The sequence below is a fragment of the Flavobacterium sp. SOK18b genome, from assembly GCF_014156605.1.
Taxonomy (GTDB): Bacteria; Bacteroidota; Bacteroidia; order Flavobacteriales; family Flavobacteriaceae; genus Flavobacterium; species Flavobacterium tiangeerense.
Genome location: NZ_QKNZ01000003.1, coordinates 25,935 through 52,694, shown reverse-complemented (window position 1 = coordinate 52,694; position 26,760 = coordinate 25,935). Strand labels below are relative to the sequence as shown.

Sequence of the window (26,760 nt, the reverse complement as noted above, 5' to 3'; positions counted from 1 at the left end):
TATCAGGACTTTTTATTTAAAATGCATATTCAATTCCTACTCCAATTGCTTGTCTGAGTTGTGTTTTAGGACCCTCGGTGACTTGTATTCCTTCAATTTCTCGTTTCGATTTGATATCGTCATCATAAATTACGTGAGCACCAATATTTGCTTTTACATATTGATTAACCACGAGTTCAACTTGTAGATCACAATCTATATCGATATTGCCAAAACGATTGATGTAATCGGAGTATAGGGTTAGTCTGTTTTCTAAATTGATATTCTTAAATACCTCTTTTTTGTATTTATTGGTAATCAGGAAACCCAATTCCATCTTAGCTCTCTCTCCTTCAGTAATTAAATTTCCATCTACGTCATAGGTAGCTTTCGCAACCCCAAAAGCACCTTGGTTTGCTAATCTTTGATCAAGAACAAGGGTGGTTTTAAAAGTAAAAGGAGAGATGTAAAGAGTTCTCTTTTTTTCTTTATCAATATTTTCGGCTCCTATTCCCATAAAGATATACGCTGGAGCGAACGGTTTTGATATGGCATTTTCGGTATTTGGGTAAGCAAAACCATTTGTAAATTGAGTGTTAAAATTAAATTTTGCAGAATGAAACCAATTTGAGAGCGTGTCTCTACGATATCCAAAAGTAGAATTCAGCTGAATAGCATCCTCCGTTTTTCGAATGGCCACACCATCTTGTTTGTTTAAGCCATATTTTATAATGAGTTCATTTGACCAGTTGTAGTTATCACGGGCATAATTTCTATGGAATTTACCTTTAAGTAATCCAGATATTGAGCTTGTTCCCCCAGCAGACCAGTTTACAAAGGCTACTTCAGAAATATCAAAACCCACACTATTTTTTTTACTCCAGAACGAAAAAGGCAATAAATGTGTTTTAGTTCTTATTTTAAGCGGTATGCGTTCTATTTTGTCTGTTTTTGTTAATGCAGTTACAGGAACTAAGGAATACATTTTATTATTTTGAATGGTATCTTGTGAAAAACTCAATTGTGATATTGCAAACACAAAGAATATAAGGTATCGTAATGAATTCATTTAAATCTGGGGTTTTAGGAATTAATAATTCGAAAAAAGTTTTTCAAGACTAGAAACGTCAATTTTGCAATATTGTTGTAATTCAGTCACGGTTCCATGTTCTATAAATTCATCGGGAATTCCTAGAACAGTAATCTGTGACTTGTAATTATTGATGGCTGCAAATTCAATTACAGCACTACCAAATCCTCCTTTTACAGTGCCGTCTTCAAGAGTAATGATAGAGTCAAATTGACTGAAAATTTGGTGTAAACTTTTTTCGTCTAATGGTTTTACAAAAGGAAAATCATAGTGGGCAATTGTATTTGTTTTTTTTATTTTGGCTAGAGCCAAAGTAACATTATTTCCAATAGTACCATTTGATAAAACCGCAACTCGAGTTCCTGATACAAGACAGCTGCTTACGCCAATGGGTATAGCATCATAATGACCCAGATGTTTTTCTTGCCAGTTATTTATTATACCCCGACCTCTCGGATATCGGATTGCGATTGGGTTTTCAAGTCCCAATTGCGCGGTATATAAAATATTCTGAAGTTCAATTTCATTCCTTGGAGCATAAATAATTAGGTTAGGAATGCAACGCAGGTATGCTAGATCAAAAACTCCGTGATGTGTAGCGCCATCTTCGCCCACTAATCCAGCTCTATCCAAACAAAAAATTACCGGAAGATTTTGCAATGCCACATCATGAATAATTTGGTCATAAGCTCTCTGTAAAAAAGTCGAGTAGATGTTGCAATAAACAATCATGCCTTGTGTTGCCATTCCGGCGGCCAAAGTCACAGCGTGTTGCTCTGCAATACCTACATCAAAAGCACGTTCTGGAAACGCATCCATCATGAATTTCAACGAACTACCAGAGGGCATTGCAGGTGTGATTCCTATTATCTTGTTGTTTTTTCGAGCCAAGTCTAAAACGGTCAAACCAAAAACATCTTGGTATTTTGGAGGTAAATTTTCTTCTTGTTTTGTAATGATTTCGCCAGTTGCAGCATCAAATTTTCCAGGAGCGTGGTATTTTACTTGATCCTCCTCGGCTTGTTGCAGGCCTTTTCCTTTGGTGGTAATTAAATGTAAAAATTTAGGGCCTTTTATCTTTTGTAAACGCTTCAATTCTTTGATCACAGCAAAAATATCATGACCGTCAATAGGCCCCGAATAATCAAAGTTCAAGGACTTAATCATGTTGTTTTGCCTTGGGTTTTTCCCCTTTTTTACAGCAGTGAGGTATTGTTTCAAGGCGCCCACGCTAGGATCAATCCCAATAGCGTTATCATTGAGAATTACGAGTAAATTGGCATCAGTAACACCCGCGTGATTCAATCCTTCAAAAGCCATACCTGAGGCAATAGAAGCGTCGCCAATAATAGCTATGTGTTGTTTGTTGAAATCGCCTTTCAAATTAGAAGCAATTGCCATTCCGAGTGCCGCCGAAATAGAAGTGGAAGAATGACCTACGCCAAAGGTGTCGTAGTCGCTTTCGCTTCTTTTTGGGAAACCAGAAATACCGCCGAGTTGACGATTGGTATGAAAATTTTCTCTTCGACCGGTCAGGATTTTATGTCCATAGGCTTGATGACCTACATCCCAAATCAATAAATCGTTTGGAGTGTCAAAAACATAATGCAAGGCAATTGTCAATTCAATAACACCTAGGCTTGCGCCAAGATGACCTTCTTTTACCGCCACAATATCGATAATAAAATCGCGTAATTCTTGTGCTACTTGAGGAAGTTGCGCTTCGTCAAGCAAGCGTAAATCGGTTGGGTTATTGATGTTTGAAAGTAAACTGTTTTTCATTGTTTTATAAAAAGCAAATTTACGTTTTTAAAATGGAATCTTTTTTCAATTTTAGACGATTCTAGTATCTGTATTATTTTAACAAGTAGGTAATTAAATGGGGCAAATAAGTTCAGATTGGTTGCTTTTTGAAACAATTGTAATTAGTTATGATAAGTAAGTTTTATCAAAATTATTTTGTTTAGATCAAAGGAATAGATTCAGTATATAATGTTCTCGTTTTTTTACCATTTTGTTCACCTGGTTTCCATCTAGGACATAATTTCAAAACTCTAACAATTTCATTTTCTAAAGCCACGTCAATTTCGGATTTTGGTTTAACATAAGTTAATGAGCCGTCTTTATCAACAACGAATGAGATGGAAATTTCGGTAATTTTATTGTTTATATTTTCGGGTTGATTAAACTCCTCTTTGAAGAAAGTGTAAAATTTTTCAATCCCACCTTTGTATTCTGCAGGGAATTCGAAACCGATCCCTCCGTTGTAAATTACATCTTCTGCAATAGTCTCGTTCTTTGTTGTTTCTTCGAAAGCAATTGTTTGGGGATTTATAAATTTTACATTATTTACCTTGGTTGCTGGTGCAGGAGGCTGAACATGGTTTTGCGAATTGTTTTTTTTTGGCAACATCATTCCAACAGTTATTTGGGATGCTTTTGTAGTGTCTTTGACCACTTCAACAGCATCAATTTTTTGTTTGTTTCCGTTTTTATCGGCACAACTAAACAAAGTGGTTCCCATTGTGATGAACAGTGCTAACAAAAACATTTTATGATACTGAGTTTGCTTATAAAGTAAGTGACTAGGGATTTGAATGGTAGTCGAATCTAATTGCGATTTTTTCATTCTACCACAGATATTCTGGCTTTGATTTTGGATGAAAAAATGCTGCACTTCTTCGGGTAACATTGCAGTAAAATCAACAACGGTTTTAGCGCAACTCATACAAAAACGACCTTGGTCATTTGGAGTCATTTTGTTCCAATCTTCTTGACAAGGTTCTGAAATTGTGATTTTGTACTTCCTTTCCATGCTTTGTGTTTCTGATTATAAAATTAACGAAATTTATTCCAAATCCGTACTTTTGCTGTATGATAAACCCATTCACCGACGAATATTTCATGAAAAAAGCTTTGCAGGAAGCTGAAATGGCTTTTGAAAAAGGCGAAATTCCTGTTGGTGCGCTAATTGTAATTGATAACAAAGTCATTGCTCGAAGTCATAATTTAACTGAATTACTTCATGATGTCACAGCTCATGCCGAAATGCAGTCTATCACTGCTGCTGCAAATTATCTAGGTGGAAAATATTTAACAGGTTGTACACTTTATGTAACACTGGAGCCTTGCCAGATGTGTGCTGGCGCTTTGTATTGGAGCCAAATTTCTAAAATTGTTTTTGGCGCTCGTGATGAACAGCGCGGTTTTATCACTCTAGGAACAAAACTGCATCCTAAAACTTCTGTAGTGCAAGGAATCATGGCTTATGAAGCAGCTGATTTAATGAAACGATTTTTTGCTGACAGAAGGAAGTAGAGTAGTCAAGATGTTCCCTAGCCCAGATAGCAGTGGAAATCCTTATGTGCCAATCCCGAAACTTCGGGACGGCATATAAGATTGTAACGAATAGCTGGACACGAGTGAAACGAACTGGCGAAGCAAAAAGCTCCTGAAAAATACCTTTAAAAAATAATTTCCTCTCAAAGAATTTTCTTCTTAAAATAATAAATTAATTATTCTACATTTACTACAATATTACGGTAACTATCTAGTTATTGTGTTACTTGTGAGATGTTGCAATAATTTAATTTATAACCCATTAACTCTAGCTAAAAGTGAAAACAAAAGGATTAATTTACGTGTTTTGTGTGTTTTTTTTGTTTCAAGCGTGTGGTAGAAAATCTGCCGCCGATTTTAATTCAGATTTTTCACTATTCAAAGAGTTTATCGTCAGTTTTACGGGAGGAATTGTCTCTTCAGAATCGGATATTAGGGTAGTTTTGGCTTTTGATAAAAAAGAATGGAAAGTCAATCAGGTTTTAGATAACGATTTGTTTACCATTTATCCTAGTGTAGACGGTAAAGTAATTGCGCTTTCAACCAATACGATTGCTTTTGTTCCTGAAAAAAAGCTGGAATCAGGTACGGAATATCAGGTGACTTTGCATTTGGACCAACTGAATCCAAAGGTTGCCGAAAAAGATAAAACACTATCCAATTTTAATTTTACGGTAAAAACGATTCAGCAAGATTTTGTGGTCAACACGCTCGATGTGCAATCCTACAGCCCAGAATATCAATACTTGAATGCGGTACTTAAAACCGCAGACAATATCGATTTGGAAACCGCTAAAAAATTGATTGAAGCCGAGCATAACGGAAGCGATTTGAAAATTGTTTTCGAAAAAACGAATGCAGTTGGAAAAGAATTCAAGTTCAAAATTGACAGCATTCAACGATTGGAATCTAAAAGCAATTTGGAGATAAAATACGACGGAAATGATTTTGATATCGATCAAAAAGGGACTATCGATTTCCCGATTACGGCATTGAAAGAGTTTAAAGTGGTTAAGACAGAGATTCAAGAAGGGGATAATCAAACCTTGTCTATTAATTTTTCGGAACCCTTAGAAAAAGGACAAGATTTTAAAGGATTGGTTGCCATTCAAAATACAAATAATTTAAAGTTTTCTGCGCAAGGAAATGTGTTGAAAGTTTATTTTAGTAATGAAGTATCCGTTCAAAAACCTGTTGAAGTGGCTCCAGAGCCAGTTGAAGCAGTTGTAACTGTTGATACGTCGGCTGTGGCTGTTGATAGTGCTGTGGTTGAGGAACCCGAAGAAGTTGCTATTGTTGAGCCTGAGCCAGTTGTGGATTTGCAAAAGCTTACCGGAGAATTGTTGTTAGAAGTTTTTCAGGGAATAGAAAGTGAATACGGTGGAAAGTTAAATGAGAATTATACCAAGAAAATATCCTTTGATGAAATAAAGCCAAGCATTCGTTTTATTAAAAACGGAACAATTCTGCCAAGTTCTAATAACTTAAAACTCAATTTTGAGGCTGTAAACCTGAGTGCTGTTGATGTAAAAGTATATAAAATTTACAAAAACAACATCATGCAATTTTTGCAATACAACGAACTTAATGGCAGCCAAAACCTAAAAAGAGTGGCACAACCTATTGCCAAATCAACTCTGAATTTAAAAGAAAATACATTGCTAAATCTAAGTAAGTGGAACACTTTTGCTTTGGATTTATCTAAAATAATTACTCCTGAACCAGGCGCGATTTATAGAGTAGAGTTTGTTTACAAGAAAAAATATTCTTTGTATAAATGCGAAACCGCTGATGAGGATACAACCGAAGAGGAAGAAGAGGTTGATGAGAATGATGTTAATTACAGCGGAAACTCTTACGATGATTATTACTACGATGATTACGAATGGCGAGAAAGTCAGGATCCTTGCTCGAGTTCGTATTTTTATAATGCCAAAATAGCAACCAATATTTTGGCTACTGATTTGGGTGTAATTGCAAAAAGAGGCGAAAACAAATCGTATTTGTTTGCCGTAAATAATATTGTCACCACGGAGCCAGTTACAAATGCGAGAGTAGATTTGTATACTTTTCAGCAGCAAAAAATAACTACAGGAACCACCAATAGCGATGGAATTGCGACTTTTCAGTTGGATAAATTTGCCTATTTTGCTATTGTAACGCAAGGTACGGAGTCTACTTATGTTAAATTAGACGACGGGAATTCATTGTCAGTGAGTAATTTTAATGTGTCTGGCGAGACCTTGCAAAAAGGACTTAAAGGGTTCATTTATGGAGAACGAGGCGTTTGGCGTCCTGGAGATAATTTGTATTTGTCTTTCATTTTGAATGATGCTTCGAATAAAATTCCACTAGGACACCCTATCAAATTTAGACTAGCTGATCCAAATGGAAAAGTAACGTATCAAACGGTTCAAAAATCGAATGAATGGAATCATTATGCATTTACAGTTCCAACAGCAAATGATGCACCTACAGGAAATTGGGAGGCAATGGTTAGCGTGGGTGGTGCGAAGTTTTATAAAAGTATCAAAATTGAAACGATTAAACCCAATCGTTTGAAAATCAAAAACACTTTCAAACGAGCAATACTTTCTTCGGCTTATCCAAACACTAGCAACCTTGAAGTGGCTTGGCTTCATGGCGCTGTGGCCAAAAATTTGAATGTTGAAATGCAAGCCAAATTTTCGCAACAAACTACGGCTTTCAAGAATTATGACAAGTATATTTTTGATGATTTGGTTCGAAAATTCAGCACCGAAGAAGTTACCGTTTTCTCAGGTAAATTAGATGCTACTGGAAAAGCGAATGCTACGATTGACCCAAAAATACAAGGAGAAGCACCTGGAATGTTGAAAGCGTCGTTTATTACCAAAGTCTATGAAGAAGGCGGCGATTTTAGTACTGATGTCATTGCGACGACCTATTCTCCATACAGTACTTATGTGGGGATAAAGTCACCTGAGCCTAACAAATACGGAATGCTAGAAACCCGTACTACGAACCAATTTGATGTGGTTACGGTCGATGAAAACGGAAGACCCAAGTCAGTTAAAAACCTGGAAGTAAAAGTGTATAAAGTAGAATGGCGCTGGTGGTGGGATGCATCTAGTGATAATTTATCGAATTATAACTCGGATAATGCTACGACTTCGTACAAAACTTTTACAATTAATACCGATGCTAGCGGAAAAGGAAATGTCCGTTTTGCCTTGACGGATGAAGAATGGGGACGTTATATGATTCGGGTTTCTGATGCTGTTGGCGGACACGCAACGGCTTTAACGGTAAATATCGATTGGCCAATGTGGTCTGGAAAAACTAGAAATACGGATGCTGCTACGGCCAATATGTTAGTGTTTTCAACCGATAAGGAGAAGTATGCTGTGGGTGAAAATGCTCAAATTTCGTTCCCATCTAGTGCAGGAGGACGAGCTTTTATTTCTATTGAAAATGGTTCGAAAGTAGTACAAACACTTTGGGCAAAGACCCAAAAAGGAGAAACCAAAGTTACCATTCCGATTACGGCTGCTATGGCTCCAAATGTGTATTTTAATATTACGCTTTTACAACCACACGCTTCCACCAAAAATGATTTGCCAATCCGAATGTATGGAATTGTGCCTATTGAAGTGGTTGATAAAAACACCATTTTAGCTCCCAAATTAGTAATGCCTGATGTGTTGCGTCCAGAGCAATCATTCGCTATAAAAGTGAGTGAACAATCTGGAAAAGCAATGACCTATACCATTGCCATTGTTGATGAAGGATTATTGGATTTAACCCGTTTCAAAGCGCCAAATGCCTGGGATAGTTTTTATGTTCGTGAAGCTTTGGGCGTAAAAACATGGGATATTTATGATGATGTGATTGGAGCATATGGTGGAAAAGTAAATCAGATTTTTAGTATTGGTGGTGACCAAGATTTGGGTGGTGGAAAAGCCAAAAAAGCCAATCGTTTCAAACCGGTTGTAATTTATATGGGACCTTTTAAATTAGAAAAAGGACAAACCAAAACCCATCAAGTAAAATTACCGAAGTACATTGGCTCCGTAAAAACCATGATCGTGGCTGGTGATGCAACTACAAGTGCGTATGGAAGTGCCGAAAAAGCAACTCCGGTTCGCAGTCCTTTGATGGTTTTGGCTTCGTTGCCAAGAAAAATCTCTCCATCCGAGAAAGTGACGATTCCAGTGACCATTTTTGCAATGGAAAAAAATATCAAGAACGTTACGGTTCAGATTAAAACGAACAACGGATTAAAAGTTATAGGCAGTGCCACTCAAAAATTGTCATTTGCTCAGCCTGACGAAAAAATGGCCTATTTTAATTTGGCCGTAGGTTCTGCAACCGGAATTGGAAAAGTGCAGATCGTTGCGACTTCGGGCAAGGAGAAATCCGTGTATGATGTGGAAATTGACATGACCAATCCGAATCCAGTGACCAATACGTTTACCGATGTGATTTTGGAACCGAATAGCACTAAAACTATTTCTTGGAAAACATTTGGTGTTTCGGGAAGTAATAAGACAAAACTGGAGGTTTCCTCAATGCCAACAATCAATTTGAATGGACGATTACAATATTTGATTCAATATCCTCATGGTTGTGTCGAGCAAACGACTTCTTCTGTTTTTCCACAATTGTATTTAAATGATATTATGGATTTGGATGCTACTCGTCAGCAATTAATTCAAAAAAATGTGACCGCAGGAATTACTCGTTTGGGAGGTTTTCAATTATCTAATGGTGGAATGGCATACTGGCAAGGAGGAACCGTTGCCGATGATTGGGGTTCTTCGTATGCAGGACATTTTATGATTGAAGCAGAGAAAAAAGGGTATTTCTTGCCGATCAATTTCAAAACCAAATGGATTTCGTATCAGCAAAAAGAAGCCAAACAGTGGCGATTTATGCCGAGTTATGGAAATGATTTGGCACAATCGTATCGCTTATACACATTAGCGTTGGCGGGAGCTCCCGATTTGTCTTCGATGAACAGATTGCGCGAAACCAAAGGAATTTCGAACGAAAGTAAATTGCGTTTGGCCTCGGCTTACGTATTGGCGGGGCAAAAATCGGCAGGTTTGACGTTGTTGCTGAATACTTCTATAGATGATAATTCGAATTATAATTATTACTATTACGGATCTGCTGATAGAAATCGCGCCATGGCTCTAGAAACATTGTTATTGCTTGGGCAAAAGCAAAAAGCATTTGCAATGGCAACAAAATTGGCCAAAGATATGTCAAGTGACCAATGGATGAGTACGCAAACTACGGCGTATGGTTTGTATGCTATGGCTAAGTTTTCTGTAAGCAATGGTCCAAAAGGAATCGATGTTCAGTTCAGTAAAGATGGAAAATCACAATCAATTAAAACGATGAAAACCATCGCAGACCGAAGCCTGCTTGTCAAAACGGGTTCGAATAGTGTGACTCTAAAAAACAACAGAAAGAATAGATTGTATGTTCGTGTGCTGAATACTGGAATTCTTCCAATTGGACAAGAAAAGGCGATTCAGAGTAATGTTTCGGCTTCGATTGTTTTCAAAAACAGAAAAGGAGGCGTTATCGATGTGTCTAAAATCAATCAAGGAACTGAATTTGTTGCTGAGGTAACAGTGAAAAACCTAAAAAATGAACGTGTAGAAAATGTGGCGTTGTCTCAAATTTTGCCTTCTGGTTTCGAAATTGTAAATACCCGCTTCACGGATTATGGAGACGCCACCAATAACGTAGCGGATTATATTGATATTCGTGATGATAGGACTAATTTCTATTTTGGATTAAAATCGGGTGAAACCAAAACGTTTAGAATATTGCTGAATGCTTCATATTTGGGAACGTACTATTTACCAGGCTTGCAATGTGAAGCCATGTATGACAATACGTTTTTGGCCAGAACGAAAGGGTTTTGGGTACAAGTGGTGAAGTAATACTAAATGGAACGCAGATAACACGGATGCAACGGATTTTAAACAGATTGGAATAAGGTGTTTGGCTCAAAAAAAATCTGCGTAAATCTGCGATAAAATCTGTCATGCAAATAACGTGGATGCAACGGATTTTAAGCAGATTGGAATAAGTTTTTTGACACATATAAAATCTGCGTAAATCTGTGAAAATCTGCGTGAAAATAAGGCATTCAGATTTTGCACATTCACGCAGATAAAACAGTAACTATATTATGTTTTTAAAATTATTACAATATTTTGCGTCCCTTGCGGTTAAATAAAAATTACTTTGAAAAACAAACTAATTGCGTTCCTACAACGCATCATAAATTGGATAAAAAAAAATAAAATTAAATCATCAATGGCCTTTTTGCTGTTGGTGGTTTATTATTTTTCGTTGCCACGAACTTTGTTTCAAGAACCTTATTCTACGGTGATTGAAAGTAAAGAAGGAGAATTACTTGGCGCTAAAATTGCTCTTGACGGGCAATGGCGGTTTCCTTCTCAAGACAGCGTTCCCGATAAATTCAAGAAGTGTATAGTTTATTTTGAAGACGAATATTTCTATAAACACCCTGGATTCAATCCTGTGGCGATGATCAATGCTGTTCAGCAAAACAGGAAAGCAGGCAAAGTCGTCCGTGGCGGAAGCACCTTGACACAACAAGTCATTCGCTTGTCCAGAAACGGGAAAAGGCGGACTTATTTCGAGAAAATAATCGAACTCATTCTCGCCACCCGATTAGAGTTGGGTTACTCTAAAAACGAAATTTTGGAATTATATGCTTCTCACGCTCCTTTTGGCGGGAATGTAGTGGGTCTCGAAATGGCTTCTTGGCGGTATTTTGGCGTCCAATCCCATCAATTGTCATGGGCCGAGAGTGCAACTTTAGCTGTTTTACCTAATGCGCCCAGTTTAATTTATCCCGGAAAAAACCAAGTTAAATTATTGAGTAAACGCAACCGACTGTTGTTGAAATTAAACCAAGAAGGAGTCATTGATCATCAGACTTACGAACTTTCTATAGACGAACCTTTGCCTCAAAAACCGTATGATTTGCCACAAATTGCACCTCATTTATTGCAACGTGTTGCCAAGAATCAAGAAGGAACTCGTGTGAAAACAACTATAGAAATTGGGTTGCAAAATAGGGTCAATCAAATTGCAAAGTATTATTACAATCAATACAAGCAAAATGAAGTGCATAATTTAGCTATTTTAGTTATCGATGTGTCGAATAGAAAAGTGATGAGTTATGTGGGTAATTCGCCTACGGATGGCAATCATCAAAAAGATGTTGATATTATTGATGCGCCAAGAAGTACAGGAAGTATTCTGAAACCGCTTTTATACGCCGGTATGCTTGATGATGGAGAGTTGTTGCCGAATACCTTAGTAGCAGATATACCAACGCAGATTGCTGGCTATACGCCTCAGAATTTCAACTTGACATTTGATGGAGCCGTTCCAGCGCATCGGGCATTAGCACGATCATTGAACATCCCTTCTGTATTGATGTTACAGGATTTTGGAGTGAACAAATTTTACGAAGAATTGCAGCGATTCAAATTACGGGATATTTCAAAACCCCCTGATCATTATGGCTTGTCACTTATTTTGGGTGGTGCCGAAAGTAATTTATGGGACTTGTGCCGAACCTATGCAGGTTTGTCGTCGACCTTAAATTATTTTAATGCGAATCACGGGCAGTTCAGAACTAATGAATTTGCTGAATTAAACTATCAGGATGATTTTCAAATAGATTTTGGTGACGAAACTAATCAAAAGAACATATTGGGCGCAGGATCGATTTGGCTCACGTATAACGCAATGGAACAAGTCAATCGCCCCGAAGGTGACGAGGCTTGGAAATTTTATGACAGTTCACTAAAAATAGCTTGGAAAACGGGAACAAGTTTCGGGAATCGTGATGCGTGGGCCATTGGGACAAATTCCAGATATGTAGTGGGCGTGTGGGTAGGTAATGCTACAGGCGAAGGAAGGCCGACATTAACCGGTGTCACTAGTGCGGCACCCATTTTATTTGATATTTTTAATTTGTTGCCAAGACAGCGGTGGTTTGATACGCCAATTAAGGATTTAGAAGAAGTTGAGGTGTGTAGTTTGAGTGGTCATTTGGCCAAAGATGGGTGTCCGAAAATAAAACAATTAGTATCGAAGAAAGGAAAAAACACTTCGATTTGTCCGTATCACAAAACGGTGCATTTGGATAATTTACTGCAATTTCAAGTCAACAGCAGTTGCGAAAACATTGAAAATATAGTCACTAAGAACTGGTTCATTTTGCCACCCGTAATGGCTTGGTATTACAAAAGTCAGCATATTGAGTATTTGCCATTGCCACCGTTTAGGAGTGATTGTATGGGTACACAAATGGCTACAATGGATTTTATTTATCCGAAAACAAATAGCAAAATCTACCTGACTAAGAATTTTAATAGCGAAGTTCAGCCCGTGATTTTAAAAGTAGCGCATTCGCAAAGAGATAGTAAACTGTTTTGGTATGTTGATAATGTGTTCAAAGGCAGTACCAAAACCTTTCACGAAATGCCTATTTCGGCTACAACAGGGTTTCATTACATCACTGTGGTAGATGAATTTGGAAATGAAATTCGGAGGAAGATTGAGATTGTAAAAGAGTAGTTTTTTAAATTATTCTCCGGTGTAATCCTGAAGTAAATAAACCAGCATATTTCGTGTTGGTTTTTTATTTCTAAATTGTTTAATGACTACAGGAGCATTGATTTTTTTAAAACTCTTTTGATAAAGCTCTTTTGGATCGCTAAAACTATTTGAAACGGTTATGAAATAAGCATCATCTCCAGTTTTAAGCTGTTTTCTATAGGTGTTCAACCAAGCGTAAGTGTGAATGTCTTCCAGTTTTCCTAAAGCAATAAAATCTAAACCCAGAGGTTGTGCAATATAATTGTCAATGTGCGCTCCTGGAAACCATTTGTTATTTAGGATGAAAGTAGTTTTTGTTAAACCTGATTGTAGATCTTTATCGCGAACTTTTTTAAATTCAGTTTTGAAGAATTTCCAATCGTACATATCCAGTGTAAAGTCTTTTTTACCTAAAGAGCTTTCATCTTTGCTGCCAATTGTTCCTGGGTAAAAATCTATGGTTAGAATTCCTGCTACCGCAATTACAGAAATCAATATACAAGAGGAATAAACTGATTTTCTCCAAAATGGAAATGTAATTTTACTTTTTTCTATTTCATCTGAAATGTAACACGAAGCGAGTATCAACAGCGTTACAAAAGCGGGGCCAGACCAATGTGGTAGGGTATCTCTGAAGAATGAGAGGATAAGTAATATTGTAATTAAAGGCAAACTCAAGAAAAGAAGCAGTCTCTTTATGGATTTTTCAACATCAATTTTGTTTTTCCAAACGGCAATTAAAGAAATAAGTATCAAAAAATAATTGATAGGATTGTTGTAAAAAATTCCTCCGAAAAACTCTCTGAAAAAGCTCGAAGGGTTAATTCCTCTGCTAATTGTGACTCTTTGACTGTGATATGTATACGTTATAAAATGGTTCTCGACATTCCAAATTAAGATTGGTGAAATCAGGAGTAAAGTGATTAGAAATGCTAAATAAAGATAACCATTCTTAAGTAAATCTCTCTTATAAATTAAAATATACAATCCAAATCCTCCCCATAAAAAAACACCATGAATTTTGCTCATAATGCATAATCCGCTAAACAAACCGAATAAAATAAGAGAATAATTTATTTTTTTTTGATTGGCTTGTTCTGAAACAATTTGAATTAGAAAGTAAACGCTAATCAGCCAAAAAAACAATTGAGGCGAATCTGGAAGAATAAAAACACCAGCAATTATACTAGAATATAAAGAACTAGTATACAGTAAAGAGGCTATTATACCGGCCTTTTTATTTTTGATTCCTTTGCAGACATCATAAATTAGGTAAGTGTTAATAGCTCCGAGAGCGATTGCTCCTAGGCGAACAAATAGCTCATTGGTGAAATGGAGATTGAAAGTAGTTAGACGGATCAAAAAAGCAACCATCGGTGGATGATCAAAATAGTTCCATTGCAGGTGTTGGGCGTACGTGAGGTAATACACTTCGTCATTGCCTAAACCAATTGACATTGCAATAATACCCCTAACAAGTGTCGCAATAGTTATAATTAAAATCAATTGTTGGTTTTCTTTCATTATAATTTAAATGTATACAGTGAGTTAGCTGTGAAATTCCAAATAAAAACAATAACAGTGACCATGACTTTGCAAACGTAAAAATTGATTTTGGTGTTCTTTTGAAGTAAATATAGGAATGAAGTGTTTAATAAAAAACCTATAATTGAAATAAACAAAAAGCTTAGAAATTGAGTTGCTACGTGATTATCATTGTTCTGAAAAGTAAAATATTTATTCAAAAAGTAGTTGTTTACAACACCAAATAAGAATCCAAATGAATTGGAAAGATATTTATTGAACAATAATTTTTCTTTACAAATCCAGGTTATAGCGAAATCAATTACTAAACCAGAAAAGCCAACCAACCCAAATTTGAAAAATTTAATAAGATCCATTAATGTTTGGTTTATGTTGTGTTTTAGAATTATGAATCGCTATTTGAAATTGTTTTACAATTTTTTTGATTTTGAATCTTTTTTTCTTGAACCATAAAACACTTAAAGTTCCTGATAAGACTCCTATTAGTGCTCCAGCCAAAACATCAATTAGAAAATGATGAGCCAAATAAATTCGGGAATAGCCTATAGCTACTGCAAACAGTAAGCAAAGAGCCCAAACATGTCTTTTTTTGAAATAACTAGTAAGAACAGTAACCATCGCAAAGGCTGAGGCAGTATGCCCCGAAGGGAAACTTCGAAAACCTATTCTGCAATTTGAAAAAGTGTCTAGGTAATAAGCATAATGAAGGGATTCAAAATAAACACTAGGCCTTGGAGACGTTACAAATTGCTTTATTACTTGTGACAAAAGTCCAGAACTTAAATAGCTAATTAATAAAACAACACCTAAATCTCTGTGTTTTTTGAAAGAAATCATTATAATAGTAAACACTATTATAATAAAAAGACCATCTCCGCAAAACGTAATATTTTGAAAAATTATAGTTAGTAAAGACGTATGGAATCCATTCATAATTATGAAAGTATCGGCCTTTGAGTAAAAAATTAAAAAAAACATACAAGCTATAGTCAATGCTAAACAGCTGCTATAGAAAAAGCTGTTTTTGTTTATTATTTTTAAAAGTGTTTTCATCGTTAAGTAATTAGTAGAAGTAAAAATAAACCCTTACTGTTTTTACTTATTGAAATTCAGATTATTAAAATTCGATGAAATCGTAAATATAATGTTATGAAGAAGGTCGTCTAAGTTGACAGATATTTTAGCCCAGATAGCAGCGGCATCTCCCGATCTTAAAAAACAAGGCTTTTTCGGCCGTAGTTTTTTTGATCGGGAATATAGCGGATAGCTGGAAGCAGCTCCTAAAAAAAGAGCAAAAAAAAACTCCCCAATTTCTTGAGGAGTTTGTTTTTATTCTATGACAGCATTTTCTTTTTTGTCATAAAAGTGATATTCTAGGTACGTGTAAGCATCACGAGGTATAATTTTCACCCATTTTTTGTGCTCAAGAAACCATCTTGAACGCAATGATGGAAAACCTTTGGTAAGGTATGCGGCCACAAACGGGTGTACGTTAAGCACTACTTGATTGTGGTTTTTTAATACTCTTTCTAGGTCAAAAGCTATTTTATCAATGATTTGGATTGGCGCTTCAATTTCGCCACTTTCATTGTTTGGATCTTCTTCTCTAGTTTTAATATTAACTTCTGGTCTTACTCTTTGTCTTGTAATTTGGACTAAACCAAATTTACTAGGAGGTAAGATTTTGTGTTTTGCTTTATCATCGCTCATTTCTTCTTTTAAGAAATCGAACAACACTTTGCGATTTTCAGGATTTGACATATCGATAAAATCAACTACAATGATACCGCCCATATCTCGCAGACGCAATTGTCTAGCGATTTCGGCAGCAGCAATCATATTGACTTCCATGGCAGTATCTTCTTGGTTGGTGGCTTTGTTAGAACGGTTTCCGCTGTTTACGTCAATAACGTGCAACGCTTCGGTGTGTTCTATAATTAGGTAAGCTCCTTTACTCATGGAAACTGTTTTTCCAAATGAAGTCTTGATTTGTCGCTCTATGTTGTATTTCTCAAAAATAGGTGTGTCTTTTGATTGATAGAACTTTACAATTGATTGTTTGGATGGTGCAATTTCTTGCAAGTAATCCTTTGTTTGGTTGTACAACTCTTCATCATCTATTTGAATACCGCTAAAGGTATCGTTAAAAACGTCTCTTAGTATAGAAGAGGCTCTGTTGAGTTCGCCTAATACTTTTGAGGGATGATGAGCAGTTGGTAATTTTTTACACATTGCAGTCCATCTGCTAAGCAGGTTCTGCAAATCTTTTTCTAATTCGGCTGTATTTTTGCCTTCGGCTACTGTGCGAACAATAACACCAAATCCTTTTGGTTTGATGGATTGTACTAATCGTTTCAAGCGTTCTTTTTCCTTTTTGTCTTCTATTTTTTGTGAAATAGAAACGCGGTCAGAAAACGGAACCAAAACTATAAATCTTCCGGCAAGAGAAAGCTCAGCGCTTATCCTTGGTCCTTTTGTGGATATAGGTTCTTTGACGACTTGTACTAAAACAGATTGATTGGCATTCAAAACATCAGTAATGGTGCCATCTTTGTCTATTTCTTTTTCAAACTGAAAGTTTTTTAGGGAGAAATCTTTTATTTTACCTGCGCTTACAAGTTTTATGAATTTCAGTTGAGAAGATAGGTTAGGTCCTAAATCATGATAATGTAAAAAGGCATCTTTTTCAAAGCCTACGTTTACAAAAGCAGCATTGAGTCCAGCAACTGGTTTCCTGATTTTAGCAATAAAAATATCGCCTACTTGGAAGTTGCTTTTTTCTTCTTCTTTGTGTAATTCAATTAGTTTTCCATCTTTTAATAAGGCAAAATCTACGGCTTCAGAACTAGATCTAATGATTAATTCTTTATTCATTTGTAAATTTTTATCCGAACTTTTAGTTTCAAGTTTTAGGTTTTAAGTTTTAAAAACTCGTAACTAATAACTCATAACTGAATTGTAAGGATGGATTAAACAATATTTTAACAGGTATTGTACCCGGAGAAAATTTCAGTTTACAATATACAGTTTCAGTTTTTAGCTGAAGTGCTGACGGAGACTGTATATTGCTGACTGGATTTTCAATTTCAATGAACGTTTAAAAAGAAAAAAGTAGTTTAAAACTACTTTTTCTTCTTGTGACGGTTAGCTCTCGCTCTTTTTTTACGTTTGTGCGTTGCTACCTTATGTCTCTTTCTTTTTTTACCACTTGGCATGTCTTGTCGATTTTATGATTAATATTATTATTTTGCTTCGTTATTTGTTTTCACTCCTTCTACAAAAACTTTTGCAGGTTTGAATGCAGGAATGTTATGTGCAGGAATCTTAATAGTTGTATTTTTTGAGATATTTCTACCTGTTTTCTCAGCTCTAGTCTTCACTATAAAACTTCCAAAACCTCTTAAATATACATTGTCGCCAGTTTCTAATGAATTTTTAACTTCATTCATAAAGGTCTCTACAGTTGCTTGTACATCTCCTTTTTCAAGACCTAATTTTTCTGAAATTTTTGCTACGATATCTGCTTTCGTCATTTTCTTTCCTATTTATAATGTTGTACTATTTTTTTGAGTTTGCAAATATAGGAATTTAAAAAACAATAATTCAAGCTAATTCATTAAATTTTAATTACATAAACTTTTACTTTTGCTAACAAATAATTAAAACATGATTTTTTATAAAACACTGATAGATTGGTATTTACAAAACAAACGTGATTTACCATGGCGTCATACCACAAATCCATACGAGATTTGGCTCTCAGAAATCATGTTGCAACAAACACGTGTGGCGCAAGGAATGCCCTATTTTTTTGCTTTTACTACAGCATTTCCCACTGTTTTTGATTTGGCCGCTGCAAGTGAAGAACAGGTCTTAAAATTATGGCAAGGATTAGGATATTATTCAAGAGCACGTAATTTACATAAAACAGCCCAATACATCGCTACTGAACTGTCTGGTGTGTTTCCAGAAAATTATAATGAGCTTTTAAAACTAAAAGGAGTAGGCACGTATACGGCGGCTGCAATTGCATCATTTGCCTATAACGAAGCGGTTCCTGTAGTGGATGGTAATGTTTTTCGGGTTTTGGCTCGTTATTTTGATGTGGAAACAGATATTGCTCAGGCAGCAGCCAAAAATGAATTTTCAGCTTTGGCTTTTGAACTGATGCCAAAGGACAATCCTGCAATTTTTAATCAAGCCATAATGGAGTTTGGTGCCTTGCAATGCGTACCTAAAAGTCCTGATTGTGGCGGTTGTGTTTTTAATGATAGCTGCATGGCTTTGCAGAAAAACAAAGTCGATCAATTGCCTGTAAAGTCAAAAAAGCTCAAAGTACGAAATCGCTACTTTAATTATTTAGTTTTTGAAGATGCTAACAGTAATGCTTTAGTTCAAAAACGTACTGATAAAGGAATTTGGCACAACCTATATGAGTTTCCAGTTTTAGAAACCGATAAAGAGGAAGGTTTTGATTGTGTGAATGAATATGTTCAAGAAGTATATGGTAAAGAGGAATCAAAACCTATTATATATGAGTACAACACAAAGAGTGTATTGCACAAATTGTCCCACCAGCATTTATACATTAGGTTTTGGAAGGTTCAAGTAGAAGAAACTTTAGAAAATGCAATAGATATTGAAACTTTGCGAAGTTTTCCGTTCCCAATTGTTATTCATAATTTTATAGAAAAAGAATTGTTTTAAACCGTTTCCAAAAAAAAATGTACCTTTGATACATACCACAAATCACAATGAATGGAACATTAAATAAAGTCATGCTTATAGGTTATCTTGGTGACGCCATCAAGATGCACTACTTTGAGGGGGGCAATTGCATAGGCAGGTTTCAGCTGGCTACTAATGAAGTGTACATCAATAAAACTACCAATGAAAAAATAACTTCAACGGAATGGCACAATCTTGTAGTACGCAACAAAGCCGCTGAACTTTGTGAAAAATACCTTTCTAAGGGAGATAAAATTTATGTTGAAGGCAGGATTAAATCACGACAATGGCAGGCAGAAGACGGGAGTACAAAGCAAACCATGGAAATTCAAGTGACTGAATTCACTTTTCTTACTACAAAAAAAGAAAGTGAAAACAATAAATCTACAGCCGCGGGTGATGATTCAAAAAATACTAATTTTGAACCCGAAAATAAGACGCTACCTATTAATGACTTGCCGTTTTAAGAAAATAGAATAGTTTCTTTTAAATAAATTTCGATAATGATTTTAAAAAAAATAAAAATAAGCATCACGTTAATACTATTGGTTACAGTTTTATTCAGTTGCAAAGAGGAGTTATTGCCGAAACCGGCAGGCTTTTTACGATTGGATTATCCAGAGGCTACTTATGTGAATTTTGCTAATGAATGTCCTTTTGGGTTTGAGATGAACTCGGATGCAATCATTAAAAAAGAAAAAAATTGTGGTTTTACTATTACGTACCCTAAAATGAAGGCTACTATTTTTTTGACTTATAATCCTGTTCGCAACAACATAAACGCGTTATTGCGAGATGCGCAAACACTAACTTTTAAACACGTTATAAAAGCAGATGATATCTTGGAGCAACCGTATTTGAATCCAGATAAAAAAGTGTATGGTATGTTTTATCAAGTGGATGGGAATGCTGCTACAAACTCACAATTTTATGTAACAGACAGTACGAAACATTTTGTAACGGGATCTGTATATTTTTATGCCAAGCCCAATTTTGATTCAATAATGCCTGCAGCCAGTTATATAAAAAATGATATGCAGCGCCTCATGGAAACTTTAAAATGGAAATAACAGTTACGCCATAAGGTTAATAACAAAAATAAAGTAACTTCGATCAATAAAAAAATCCTCGTAAAGAGGATTTTTTCGTTTAAAATATAATGTTTAAGATTTCATATCTTTTACCTTGTACGTTTTACCATCAGCGGCTGCCTCAACTACTTTAGTTAGTTTTTCAGGTGACTGAATGGTTTTGTCAAAAGTTACTTTGGCTTGTTTTGTCTCAAAGTTTACGGTTGCTTCTTGAACGCCTTCAAGTTGGGTTAAGTCTTCTTGAATGGTTTTGGCGCAACCTATAGCACAGGTCATTCCTTCTACTGCAAAGTTTGCCGTTTGTAAATTTGCTGCAGCAATTTTCTTTGGTTTTGCGTTTGGATTTTTTTTGCCTTCAGCATCAGCAGCAATTTCAGTTCCTGGTTTTTTGTTTTCTGATTCTTTACATCCCACAAAAAGGGTGCAAGCAAACAATAATGCAAGTATTGATTTATTGAAATTCATGACGTTATTATTAAAAGTTTATTTTCTAAATGTGTTCACAAAATTAATTAAAAAATGAAGGCGTAATTCATAAAAAAAGTACAATTTTGGAGTAAAATTATCTATATGGAATCAAAGCAGTTAAAGTGGGTGTATCTTGTTGTTCTAGCGCTTGTTTGGGGGAGTTCTTTTATTTTGATCAAGAAAGGATTGGTAGGGTTAACGGCTATGCAATTAGGCTCACTCCGAATTATATTTGCCTCAATTTTTTTAATTATTATTGGTTTTAAAAGTGCTGCTAGAATACCTTCGTTCAAATGGAAGTATATTGCGCTAACCTCTTTGTTTGGTACTTTTATTCCAGCCTATTTATTTGCAATTGCGCAAACGGAAATTGATAGTTCCGTGAGTTCTATACTTAATTCTTTAACGCCTTTGAATACGCTTGTTATTGGCGCACTCGTTTTTGGTTTACAGTTTAAAAGAAATCAAACCTTTGGGATATTAATAGGACTTATAGGGAGTGCTTTGTTGATTTTGAACGGTGCTTTTCATCATCCTGAGCAAAATTATTACTACGCTATTTTAGTTTTGATAGCGTCAATATGTTATGCTATTAATGTGAATCTAATCAAGAAGTACTTGCATGATTTGAGTCCGTTGAGTATTACAACTGGAAATTTCATCGTGCTTTTGGTGCCTGCTTTTACCGTTTTACTGTTTACGAATTTCTTTTCGCAAGTGGGCGAACTTAAAGTACAAGAGTCGATCTTGTTTATTATGGTTTTAGGGGTTGTAGGGACAGGAATTGCAAATATTCTTTTCTTTAAATTGATTCAAATGTCTTCACCTGTTTTTGCTACATCAGTAACGTATTTAATTCCTGTTGTTGCTTTTTGTTGGGGATTGTTAGACAATGAAATGTTGACACCTGTGCAGCTTTTTGGTGCTTTTATTGTTTTGATAGGAGTGTATTTGTCTGCAAAGAAATAAGTACTCTTGTAGTGGTTTTGCGTGAGGGAAAGCAGCAAGCTACCGAAGTAGCGCGTATTGCCCGACAGCATAAAAAAAGGGACCAACTAGCCGGTATTGCTGAGTAGGTCCCTTTTTTTATGGGGTCACGCCCAAGAAATTTTAAATCAAAAAAGGTTGCCTATTGCTAGACAACCTTTATTATTTATGCGCTGTTTGTTTATTGAAAATCAGTAGCAAGTACTCCTTCGTTAATTTTAACATCACTTATTTTAATATCAAGATCAAAACCTACATTTTGAATCATAGTAAAAGGAACTTTTACGCCTTTTACTTCTCTATAATCACTATAAGTGGTAGTTTTAGTCATGCTTTTACCACCTTGCTCCATCACAACTGATTCAGCTACTTTTAAACCTGAAACCACATCATAGAACAATGTAGTTTTACCATTTTTAATTGCGTAAGCATCTTTACCATTGATTGGTTCAATGTTTACCAATGTAAGGCCTTCTTTTGTAGCTAGTGTTAATTCTTTGAACGGAGTAGCTTCTGCTTTCATGTCGTTTAGCATTTCGCCTTCAAGAATTTGTTTTTGTCCTTGTTGCATAACATAGCCTCCTTTTTCATTTACCACTTGCTTCATTAAGCTCATCGTTCCCATGGCTAACTCTACCATTAACATTCCTTTTGAATCGGTTTTTGAAACAAAACTTAGTGGAGCTGGAGCTTGTGGAATTGTAGTGCTTCCGTTCATCACAATAGTTTTTACTGCTTGTGCTGCTTGAAGTCCGCCAATAGCTTTGATGTAATTGTCAAGAACACTTTTTACTGTAACTCCTGCAGGAATAGCTTTCTTTAACTCTGGTTTTGCAGTTGGATTACCATATTTATCAAAATATTGTACTGGATATTTTAGTTTTTCTAATCCAGCAGCAACATCAGCAGCTTTACCTACTATAACGATACGGCTATTATCAGCTAAGAAATATTTGTTAGCTACACGAAGAACGTCATCGGCAGTTACGGCACTGATGTTTTTAATATAGTTTTCGTAGAAATCAGCAGGTAAACCTTGTGATTGAATTCTTAAAGCATAACCAGCAACAGTTTGAGGTTTTTCAATTTGCATTACAAATCTACCGATGTAACCTGCTTTTACGCTAGCTAACATTTCCTCAGATACTTTTTCAGTTCTAATCTTTTTTAATTCTTTGAAAATTTCAACTACCGTACTGTCTGTAACAGCGTTACGTACTTGAGTAGAAGCATTGAAAGTTCCAACTCTTTTATCTCCATAAATGCTACTTCTAGCCCCATAAGTCCATCCATGAGCTTCTCTCAAGTTCATGTTGATGTAGCTATTAAAATCGCCACCTAAAATTTGGTTTGCAATTAAAACAGCAAAATAATCAGGATCTGTCATTTTAAGTTTAGACATATTCACAACAGCAACTTCTGATTGTACTGCGTTTGGCATGTCAATAAAGTTAATTTGTGTTTGAGGAACATCCTTTGGATCAGTATATGATATTGATGGCGCAACAGCTTTTTTCCAGTTGCTAAAGAACTTTTCAACCATTTTTTTAGTCTCGCTAAACTTTACGTCTCCAACAATAATAAGGTAAGCGTTACTAGGAACAAAATAGGTGTTGTAATTTGTTTTTACATCCTCTAGTGTTACATTTTTTAGCGTAGTTTCGCTTACAAATTCACCAGCTGGATGATTTTTACCGTATGTTAAAACATTTACAACTCTTCCAGCTACTGCTGAAACGCTTTTTTCATTCGACTTAAGTCCTTCAATAAATTTTGCCTTTTCTTTGTCAAATTCCTCTTGAGTAAAAACAGGATTCAAGGCACCATCAGCCATTAATTCTAAAACACGTCCTGCGTATTTTGAAAGAGAACTTGCTGATGCTCCATTAGAACTAAAATTGATGTTTGCTCCAAGAAAATCAACCTCTTCGTTAAAAGCTGTTTTAGAAATTTTTGAAGTTCCGCTGCCTATCAAAGCACTTGTCATTTCAGACACACCTTTTTTATCACCTTCAGTGTAAGGGTCGTTATCTAAGGTAAGACTAAAGGATACACGTGGTAGTTTATGGTTTTCAACTACCATAACTTTTAAACCATTTTTTAATTCAAATGTTTGTGGTTTTCCAATTTTGATTGTTGGAGCCACTCCAGGTTTTGGCTGTGGGATGATTTGTCCTTGCATAATTATGGTTAAGAACAAGCTTGATATAATTAATATTGATTTTTTCATAATGAGATATCTTAGTTTTGAGCTTTGTCTTTAGATGGAACATAATCCAAAACTAACCTTTGGTTTGGATTCAAATATTTTTTTGCAACATCTCTTATTTCCTCACGAGTAATAGATTGGTAAATTTCTATCTCGGTGTTGATCAAGTTAACATCGCCGTACAATAAATAGTAGGTTGCAAGATTATCTGCAATACCATCAATTGTTGAATTGCTGTTTACGTATTGATTTTCGAACTTGTTTTGTAATTTTTGTAAATCCTTTTCAGAGATCAATTCAGTTTGAAGATTTACAATCTCAGCATCAATTTCAGCAAGAATATTTTCAACAGTATTTGGTGCTTGTGGCAGGCCGTAAATAATGTAGCTTCCGTAGTCTTCTTGATTATTACTAAAAGCACCTATTTGCAAAGCCATTTTCTTATCGTCTACAATTTTCTTGTACAATCTAGAGCTCTTTCCATCGCTTAATATTGATGAAATCATATCTAATACTCTTGCGTCTCTAGTTTTCATAGATGGCGTTCTGTAAGCAGCAACTATAGCAGGAATTTGGATGTTTGCATCCTCGTATTTTGCTTTTATAGTTTGTGTAATTGGCTCTTCAACAAATGTTTCTCTTTGTATTGGAGCTCCTTTTTGAATTGGTCCAAAATATTTTTGAATCCATTCTTTTGCTTGTTCTTTTTTGAAATCTCCTGCTACAATTAAAACCGCATTGTTAGGAACGTAGAATTTCTTATTGAAAGCTTGAAATTCCTCAAGTGTTGCAGCATCTAAATGACTCATAGAACCAATAGTTGCCCAACGGTATGGGTGTTTTGTGAAAATGTTCTTTTTTACCTCGGCTAAGAAGTTTCCATAAGGCTGGTTGTCAACTCGTAGTCTCTTTTCTTCTTTTACTACTTCGTTTTGAGTATCAACACCTATTTGATTAATAACAGGATGTAACATTCTCTCAGCTTCCATCCACAATCCTAATTCTAAGTTGTTAGATGGGAAAACTTCATAGTAGTACGTTCTGTCATCTGTAGTATTGGCGTTATTAACCCCTCCATTTCCAGTTACAATTTTAAACCATTCGCCACGTTTGATATTCTCAGTTCCTTCAAATAATAAGTGTTCAAAAAAGTGAGCAAATCCAGTGCGTTCTGGATTTTCGTCTTTGGCTCCCACATGGTACATCACAGATGTGATCACTGTGGGTGCAGATGGGTCATTGTGTAAAATTACATGTAAGCCATTGTCTAATTTGTATTCCTCAAAAGCTACTTTCTGCGCAGAAGCGACTCCTCCTAGCATAAACAAAGCACCTAAAGCCATTAATGAATTTTTCATAAGGTTAATAATTTTATTAATATGACAATTAGTAGTGCAGATATTTATTTTGTTACAGTAAAAATGCGACCCAAATAAACTTTAACATCTGTTTGATTGATAATAGAGATTATGACCTTGAAATGAAAAGTAAATCAGGTGTTTAGAGGTTTGAAATATTTTTCATAGTACGAATTGCAGGTTAAAAATATAATTGTATATTTGCAACCTTAAAAATTATTAAAACAATTCAGTATGTATGCAATCGTAGAGATAGCAGGGCAACAATTCAAAGTAAGCAAAGACTTAAAGGTTTATGTTAACCGTTTGACTAATGAAGAAGGTTCAAAAGTTTCTTTTGATAAAGTTCTTTTATTAGATGATAACGGAGCAATCACTTTAGGCGCCCCAGCTATAGAAGGTGCTTCAGTAGAAGCTAAAGTGTTACAACACTTAAAAGGAGATAAAGTTATCATTTTCAAAAAGAAAAGAAGAAAAGGATACAAAAAGAGAAACGGTCACAGACAATATCTTACTCAAATTGTAATTGAAGGTATTAGTGCATCAGGAACAAAAAAAGCAGCTCCAAAAGCTGAAAAAGTTGCTGAAGCTAAAGCTCCAAAGGCGTCTAAAAAAGGTGATGATTTGAAAATCATTGAGGGAATTGGACCTAAAGCTGCTGAAGCATTAGTTGCAGCAGGAGTTGATACTTTTACAAAATTAGCTACTGCAACTTCTGAAGCTGTAAAAGCAATTTTAGAAGCATCAGAGTCTAAATTATCTCATTTAGATCCTACTACTTGGGCTCAACAAGCACAATTAGCTGCAGATGGTAAAATGGACGAATTGAAAAAATTACAAGATGAATTAAACGGTGGTAAAGCTGTTTAATTATTTTATTAACTAATATAAAACTTATACGTCATGGCTCACAAGAAAGGTGTCGGTAGTTCTAAGAATGGTAGAGAATCAGAATCAAAACGTTTAGGCGTAAAGATTTTTGGTGGTCAAGCTGCTATTGCTGGGAACATCATCGTAAGACAAAGAGGTTCAAAACATAATCCAGGTGCTAATGTTTACATCAGTAAAGATCACACACTACACGCAAGAGTAGATGGAGTTGTTTTCTTCCAAAAGAAAAGAGATAACAAATCTTATGTTTCTATCCTTCCATTTGAAGTTGAAGCATAATTGATTTTCTCAATTATTTAAAAGTCCGTCTCGTTATAAAACGAGACGGATTTTTTTTATACTCACACAAGGGCTCTCTGTAGTGAAGAGAGCAGAGAAGTGAATAAATAGATAAGAGTTAGATTTAACAAAGCTTCTAGCCTTCAAAAGGCT

General features: G+C 35.5%; 20 protein-coding genes. 9 read left to right on the top strand and 11 right to left on the bottom strand.

The window, feature by feature from the left end; translation table 11 throughout:
• Positions 1-16 precede the first annotated feature (16 nt).
• The 3 genes from DNC80_RS00705 to DNC80_RS00695 form a co-directional block, all read right to left on the bottom strand.
• Positions 17-1,048 (bottom strand): DUF3078 domain-containing protein, encoded by a 1,032-nt coding sequence (locus DNC80_RS00705; protein WP_255493139.1) that lies wholly within the window; start codon positions 1,046-1,048, stop codon positions 17-19.
• A 21-nt stretch (positions 1,049-1,069) separates the two neighbouring features.
• Positions 1,070-2,851: a 1-deoxy-D-xylulose-5-phosphate synthase gene (locus tag DNC80_RS00700; protein WP_182648383.1), complete on the bottom strand. Its 1,782-nt coding sequence runs from the start codon at positions 2,849-2,851 to the stop codon at positions 1,070-1,072.
• Positions 2,852-3,032: 181 nt separating this feature from the next.
• Positions 3,033-3,884 carry an energy transducer TonB gene (locus tag DNC80_RS00695; RefSeq protein ID WP_182648381.1) on the bottom strand — a complete coding sequence of 284 codons (852 nt, stop codon included), beginning with the start codon at positions 3,882-3,884 and terminating at the stop codon, positions 3,033-3,035.
• A 59-nt stretch (positions 3,885-3,943) separates the two neighbouring features.
• Between DNC80_RS00695 and DNC80_RS00690 the strand changes: the two genes are divergently transcribed.
• The 3 genes from DNC80_RS00690 to pbpC all read left to right on the top strand — a co-directional run bounded on the left by DNC80_RS00690 (position 3,944) and on the right by pbpC (position 13,030).
• Positions 3,944-4,387, top strand: coding sequence for a nucleoside deaminase (locus DNC80_RS00690; RefSeq protein WP_182648379.1), 444 nt, complete (start codon positions 3,944-3,946; stop codon positions 4,385-4,387).
• 299 nt (positions 4,388-4,686) lie between these two features.
• Entirely contained in the window at positions 4,687-10,347 is a 5,661-nt protein-coding gene (locus DNC80_RS00685) for an MG2 domain-containing protein (RefSeq protein WP_182648377.1), read from the top strand.
• A 307-nt stretch (positions 10,348-10,654) separates the two neighbouring features.
• Entirely contained in the window at positions 10,655-13,030 is a 2,376-nt protein-coding gene (gene pbpC, locus DNC80_RS00680; protein ID WP_182648375.1) for a penicillin-binding protein 1C, read from the top strand.
• Positions 13,031-13,039: 9 nt separating this feature from the next.
• Here the strand turns inward: pbpC and DNC80_RS00675 are convergent, their stop codons facing one another.
• The 5 genes from DNC80_RS00675 to DNC80_RS00655 form a co-directional block, all read right to left on the bottom strand.
• A complete protein-coding gene (locus DNC80_RS00675) occupies positions 13,040-14,575 on the bottom strand; it encodes a glycosyltransferase family 39 protein (RefSeq protein ID WP_182648373.1) in 1,536 nt (511 codons plus the stop codon).
• The gene (locus DNC80_RS00670; RefSeq protein ID WP_182648371.1) at positions 14,575-14,952 is read right to left on the bottom strand and encodes a GtrA family protein; all 378 of its coding nucleotides are present in this window, start codon (positions 14,950-14,952) and stop codon (positions 14,575-14,577) included. The genes DNC80_RS00675 and DNC80_RS00670 overlap by 1 nt, the downstream gene beginning before the upstream one ends.
• Positions 14,939-15,529 carry a phosphatase PAP2 family protein gene (locus DNC80_RS00665; protein WP_182648369.1) on the bottom strand — a complete coding sequence of 197 codons (591 nt, stop codon included), beginning with the start codon at positions 15,527-15,529 and terminating at the stop codon, positions 14,939-14,941. Before DNC80_RS00665 ends, DNC80_RS00670 begins: the two co-directional genes overlap by 14 nt.
• A gap of 396 nt (positions 15,530-15,925) precedes the next feature.
• Positions 15,926-17,470 (bottom strand): ribonuclease E/G, encoded by a 1,545-nt coding sequence (locus tag DNC80_RS00660; RefSeq protein ID WP_182648367.1) that lies wholly within the window; start codon positions 17,468-17,470, stop codon positions 15,926-15,928.
• Between the two features lie 368 nt (positions 17,471-17,838).
• Entirely contained in the window at positions 17,839-18,129 is a 291-nt protein-coding gene (locus DNC80_RS00655) for an HU family DNA-binding protein (protein WP_066080765.1), read from the bottom strand.
• A 133-nt stretch (positions 18,130-18,262) separates the two neighbouring features.
• Here DNC80_RS00655 and mutY point away from each other — a divergent pair, with 133 nt between their 5' ends.
• The 3 genes from mutY to gldD are packed head-to-tail and all read left to right on the top strand — an operon-like array spanning position 18,263 to position 20,394.
• Positions 18,263-19,303, top strand: coding sequence for an A/G-specific adenine glycosylase (gene mutY, locus DNC80_RS00650; protein ID WP_182648365.1), 1,041 nt, complete (start codon positions 18,263-18,265; stop codon positions 19,301-19,303).
• Between the two features lie 47 nt (positions 19,304-19,350).
• Positions 19,351-19,791 (top strand): single-stranded DNA-binding protein, encoded by a 441-nt coding sequence (locus DNC80_RS00645; protein WP_158728750.1) that lies wholly within the window; start codon positions 19,351-19,353, stop codon positions 19,789-19,791.
• Positions 19,792-19,830: 39 nt separating this feature from the next.
• Positions 19,831-20,394 carry a gliding motility lipoprotein GldD gene (gene gldD, locus DNC80_RS00640; protein WP_182648387.1) on the top strand — a complete coding sequence of 188 codons (564 nt, stop codon included), beginning with the start codon at positions 19,831-19,833 and terminating at the stop codon, positions 20,392-20,394.
• Between the two features lie 93 nt (positions 20,395-20,487).
• Here gldD and DNC80_RS00635 read toward each other — a convergent pair whose 3' ends face one another.
• Positions 20,488-20,880, bottom strand: a complete 393-nt coding sequence (locus tag DNC80_RS00635) for a heavy-metal-associated domain-containing protein (protein WP_144889681.1) — start codon at positions 20,878-20,880, stop codon at positions 20,488-20,490.
• 105 nt (positions 20,881-20,985) lie between these two features.
• Here DNC80_RS00635 and DNC80_RS00630 point away from each other — a divergent pair, with 105 nt between their 5' ends.
• Entirely contained in the window at positions 20,986-21,852 is an 867-nt protein-coding gene (locus DNC80_RS00630; protein ID WP_182648363.1) for a DMT family transporter, read from the top strand.
• Positions 21,853-22,051: 199 nt separating this feature from the next.
• On the opposite strand, the gene DNC80_RS00625 is transcribed toward DNC80_RS00630, so the two are convergent.
• Both DNC80_RS00625 and DNC80_RS00620 read right to left on the bottom strand, forming a co-directional pair.
• Complete coding sequence (locus DNC80_RS00625; protein WP_255493138.1) at positions 22,052-24,100, bottom strand: pitrilysin family protein; 2,049 nt, start codon at positions 24,098-24,100, stop codon at positions 22,052-22,054.
• Positions 24,101-24,111: 11 nt separating this feature from the next.
• Positions 24,112-25,437 (bottom strand): pitrilysin family protein, encoded by a 1,326-nt coding sequence (locus DNC80_RS00620; RefSeq protein ID WP_182648361.1) that lies wholly within the window; start codon positions 25,435-25,437, stop codon positions 24,112-24,114.
• Positions 25,438-25,671: 234 nt separating this feature from the next.
• Here DNC80_RS00620 and rplU point away from each other — a divergent pair, with 234 nt between their 5' ends.
• A complete protein-coding gene (rplU, locus tag DNC80_RS00615) occupies positions 25,672-26,307 on the top strand; it encodes a 50S ribosomal protein L21 (RefSeq protein WP_182648359.1) in 636 nt (211 codons plus the stop codon).
• A gap of 33 nt (positions 26,308-26,340) precedes the next feature.
• Complete coding sequence (gene rpmA / locus DNC80_RS00610; RefSeq protein ID WP_086453627.1) at positions 26,341-26,607, top strand: 50S ribosomal protein L27; 267 nt, start codon at positions 26,341-26,343, stop codon at positions 26,605-26,607.
• Positions 26,608-26,760: the final 153 nt, after the last annotated feature.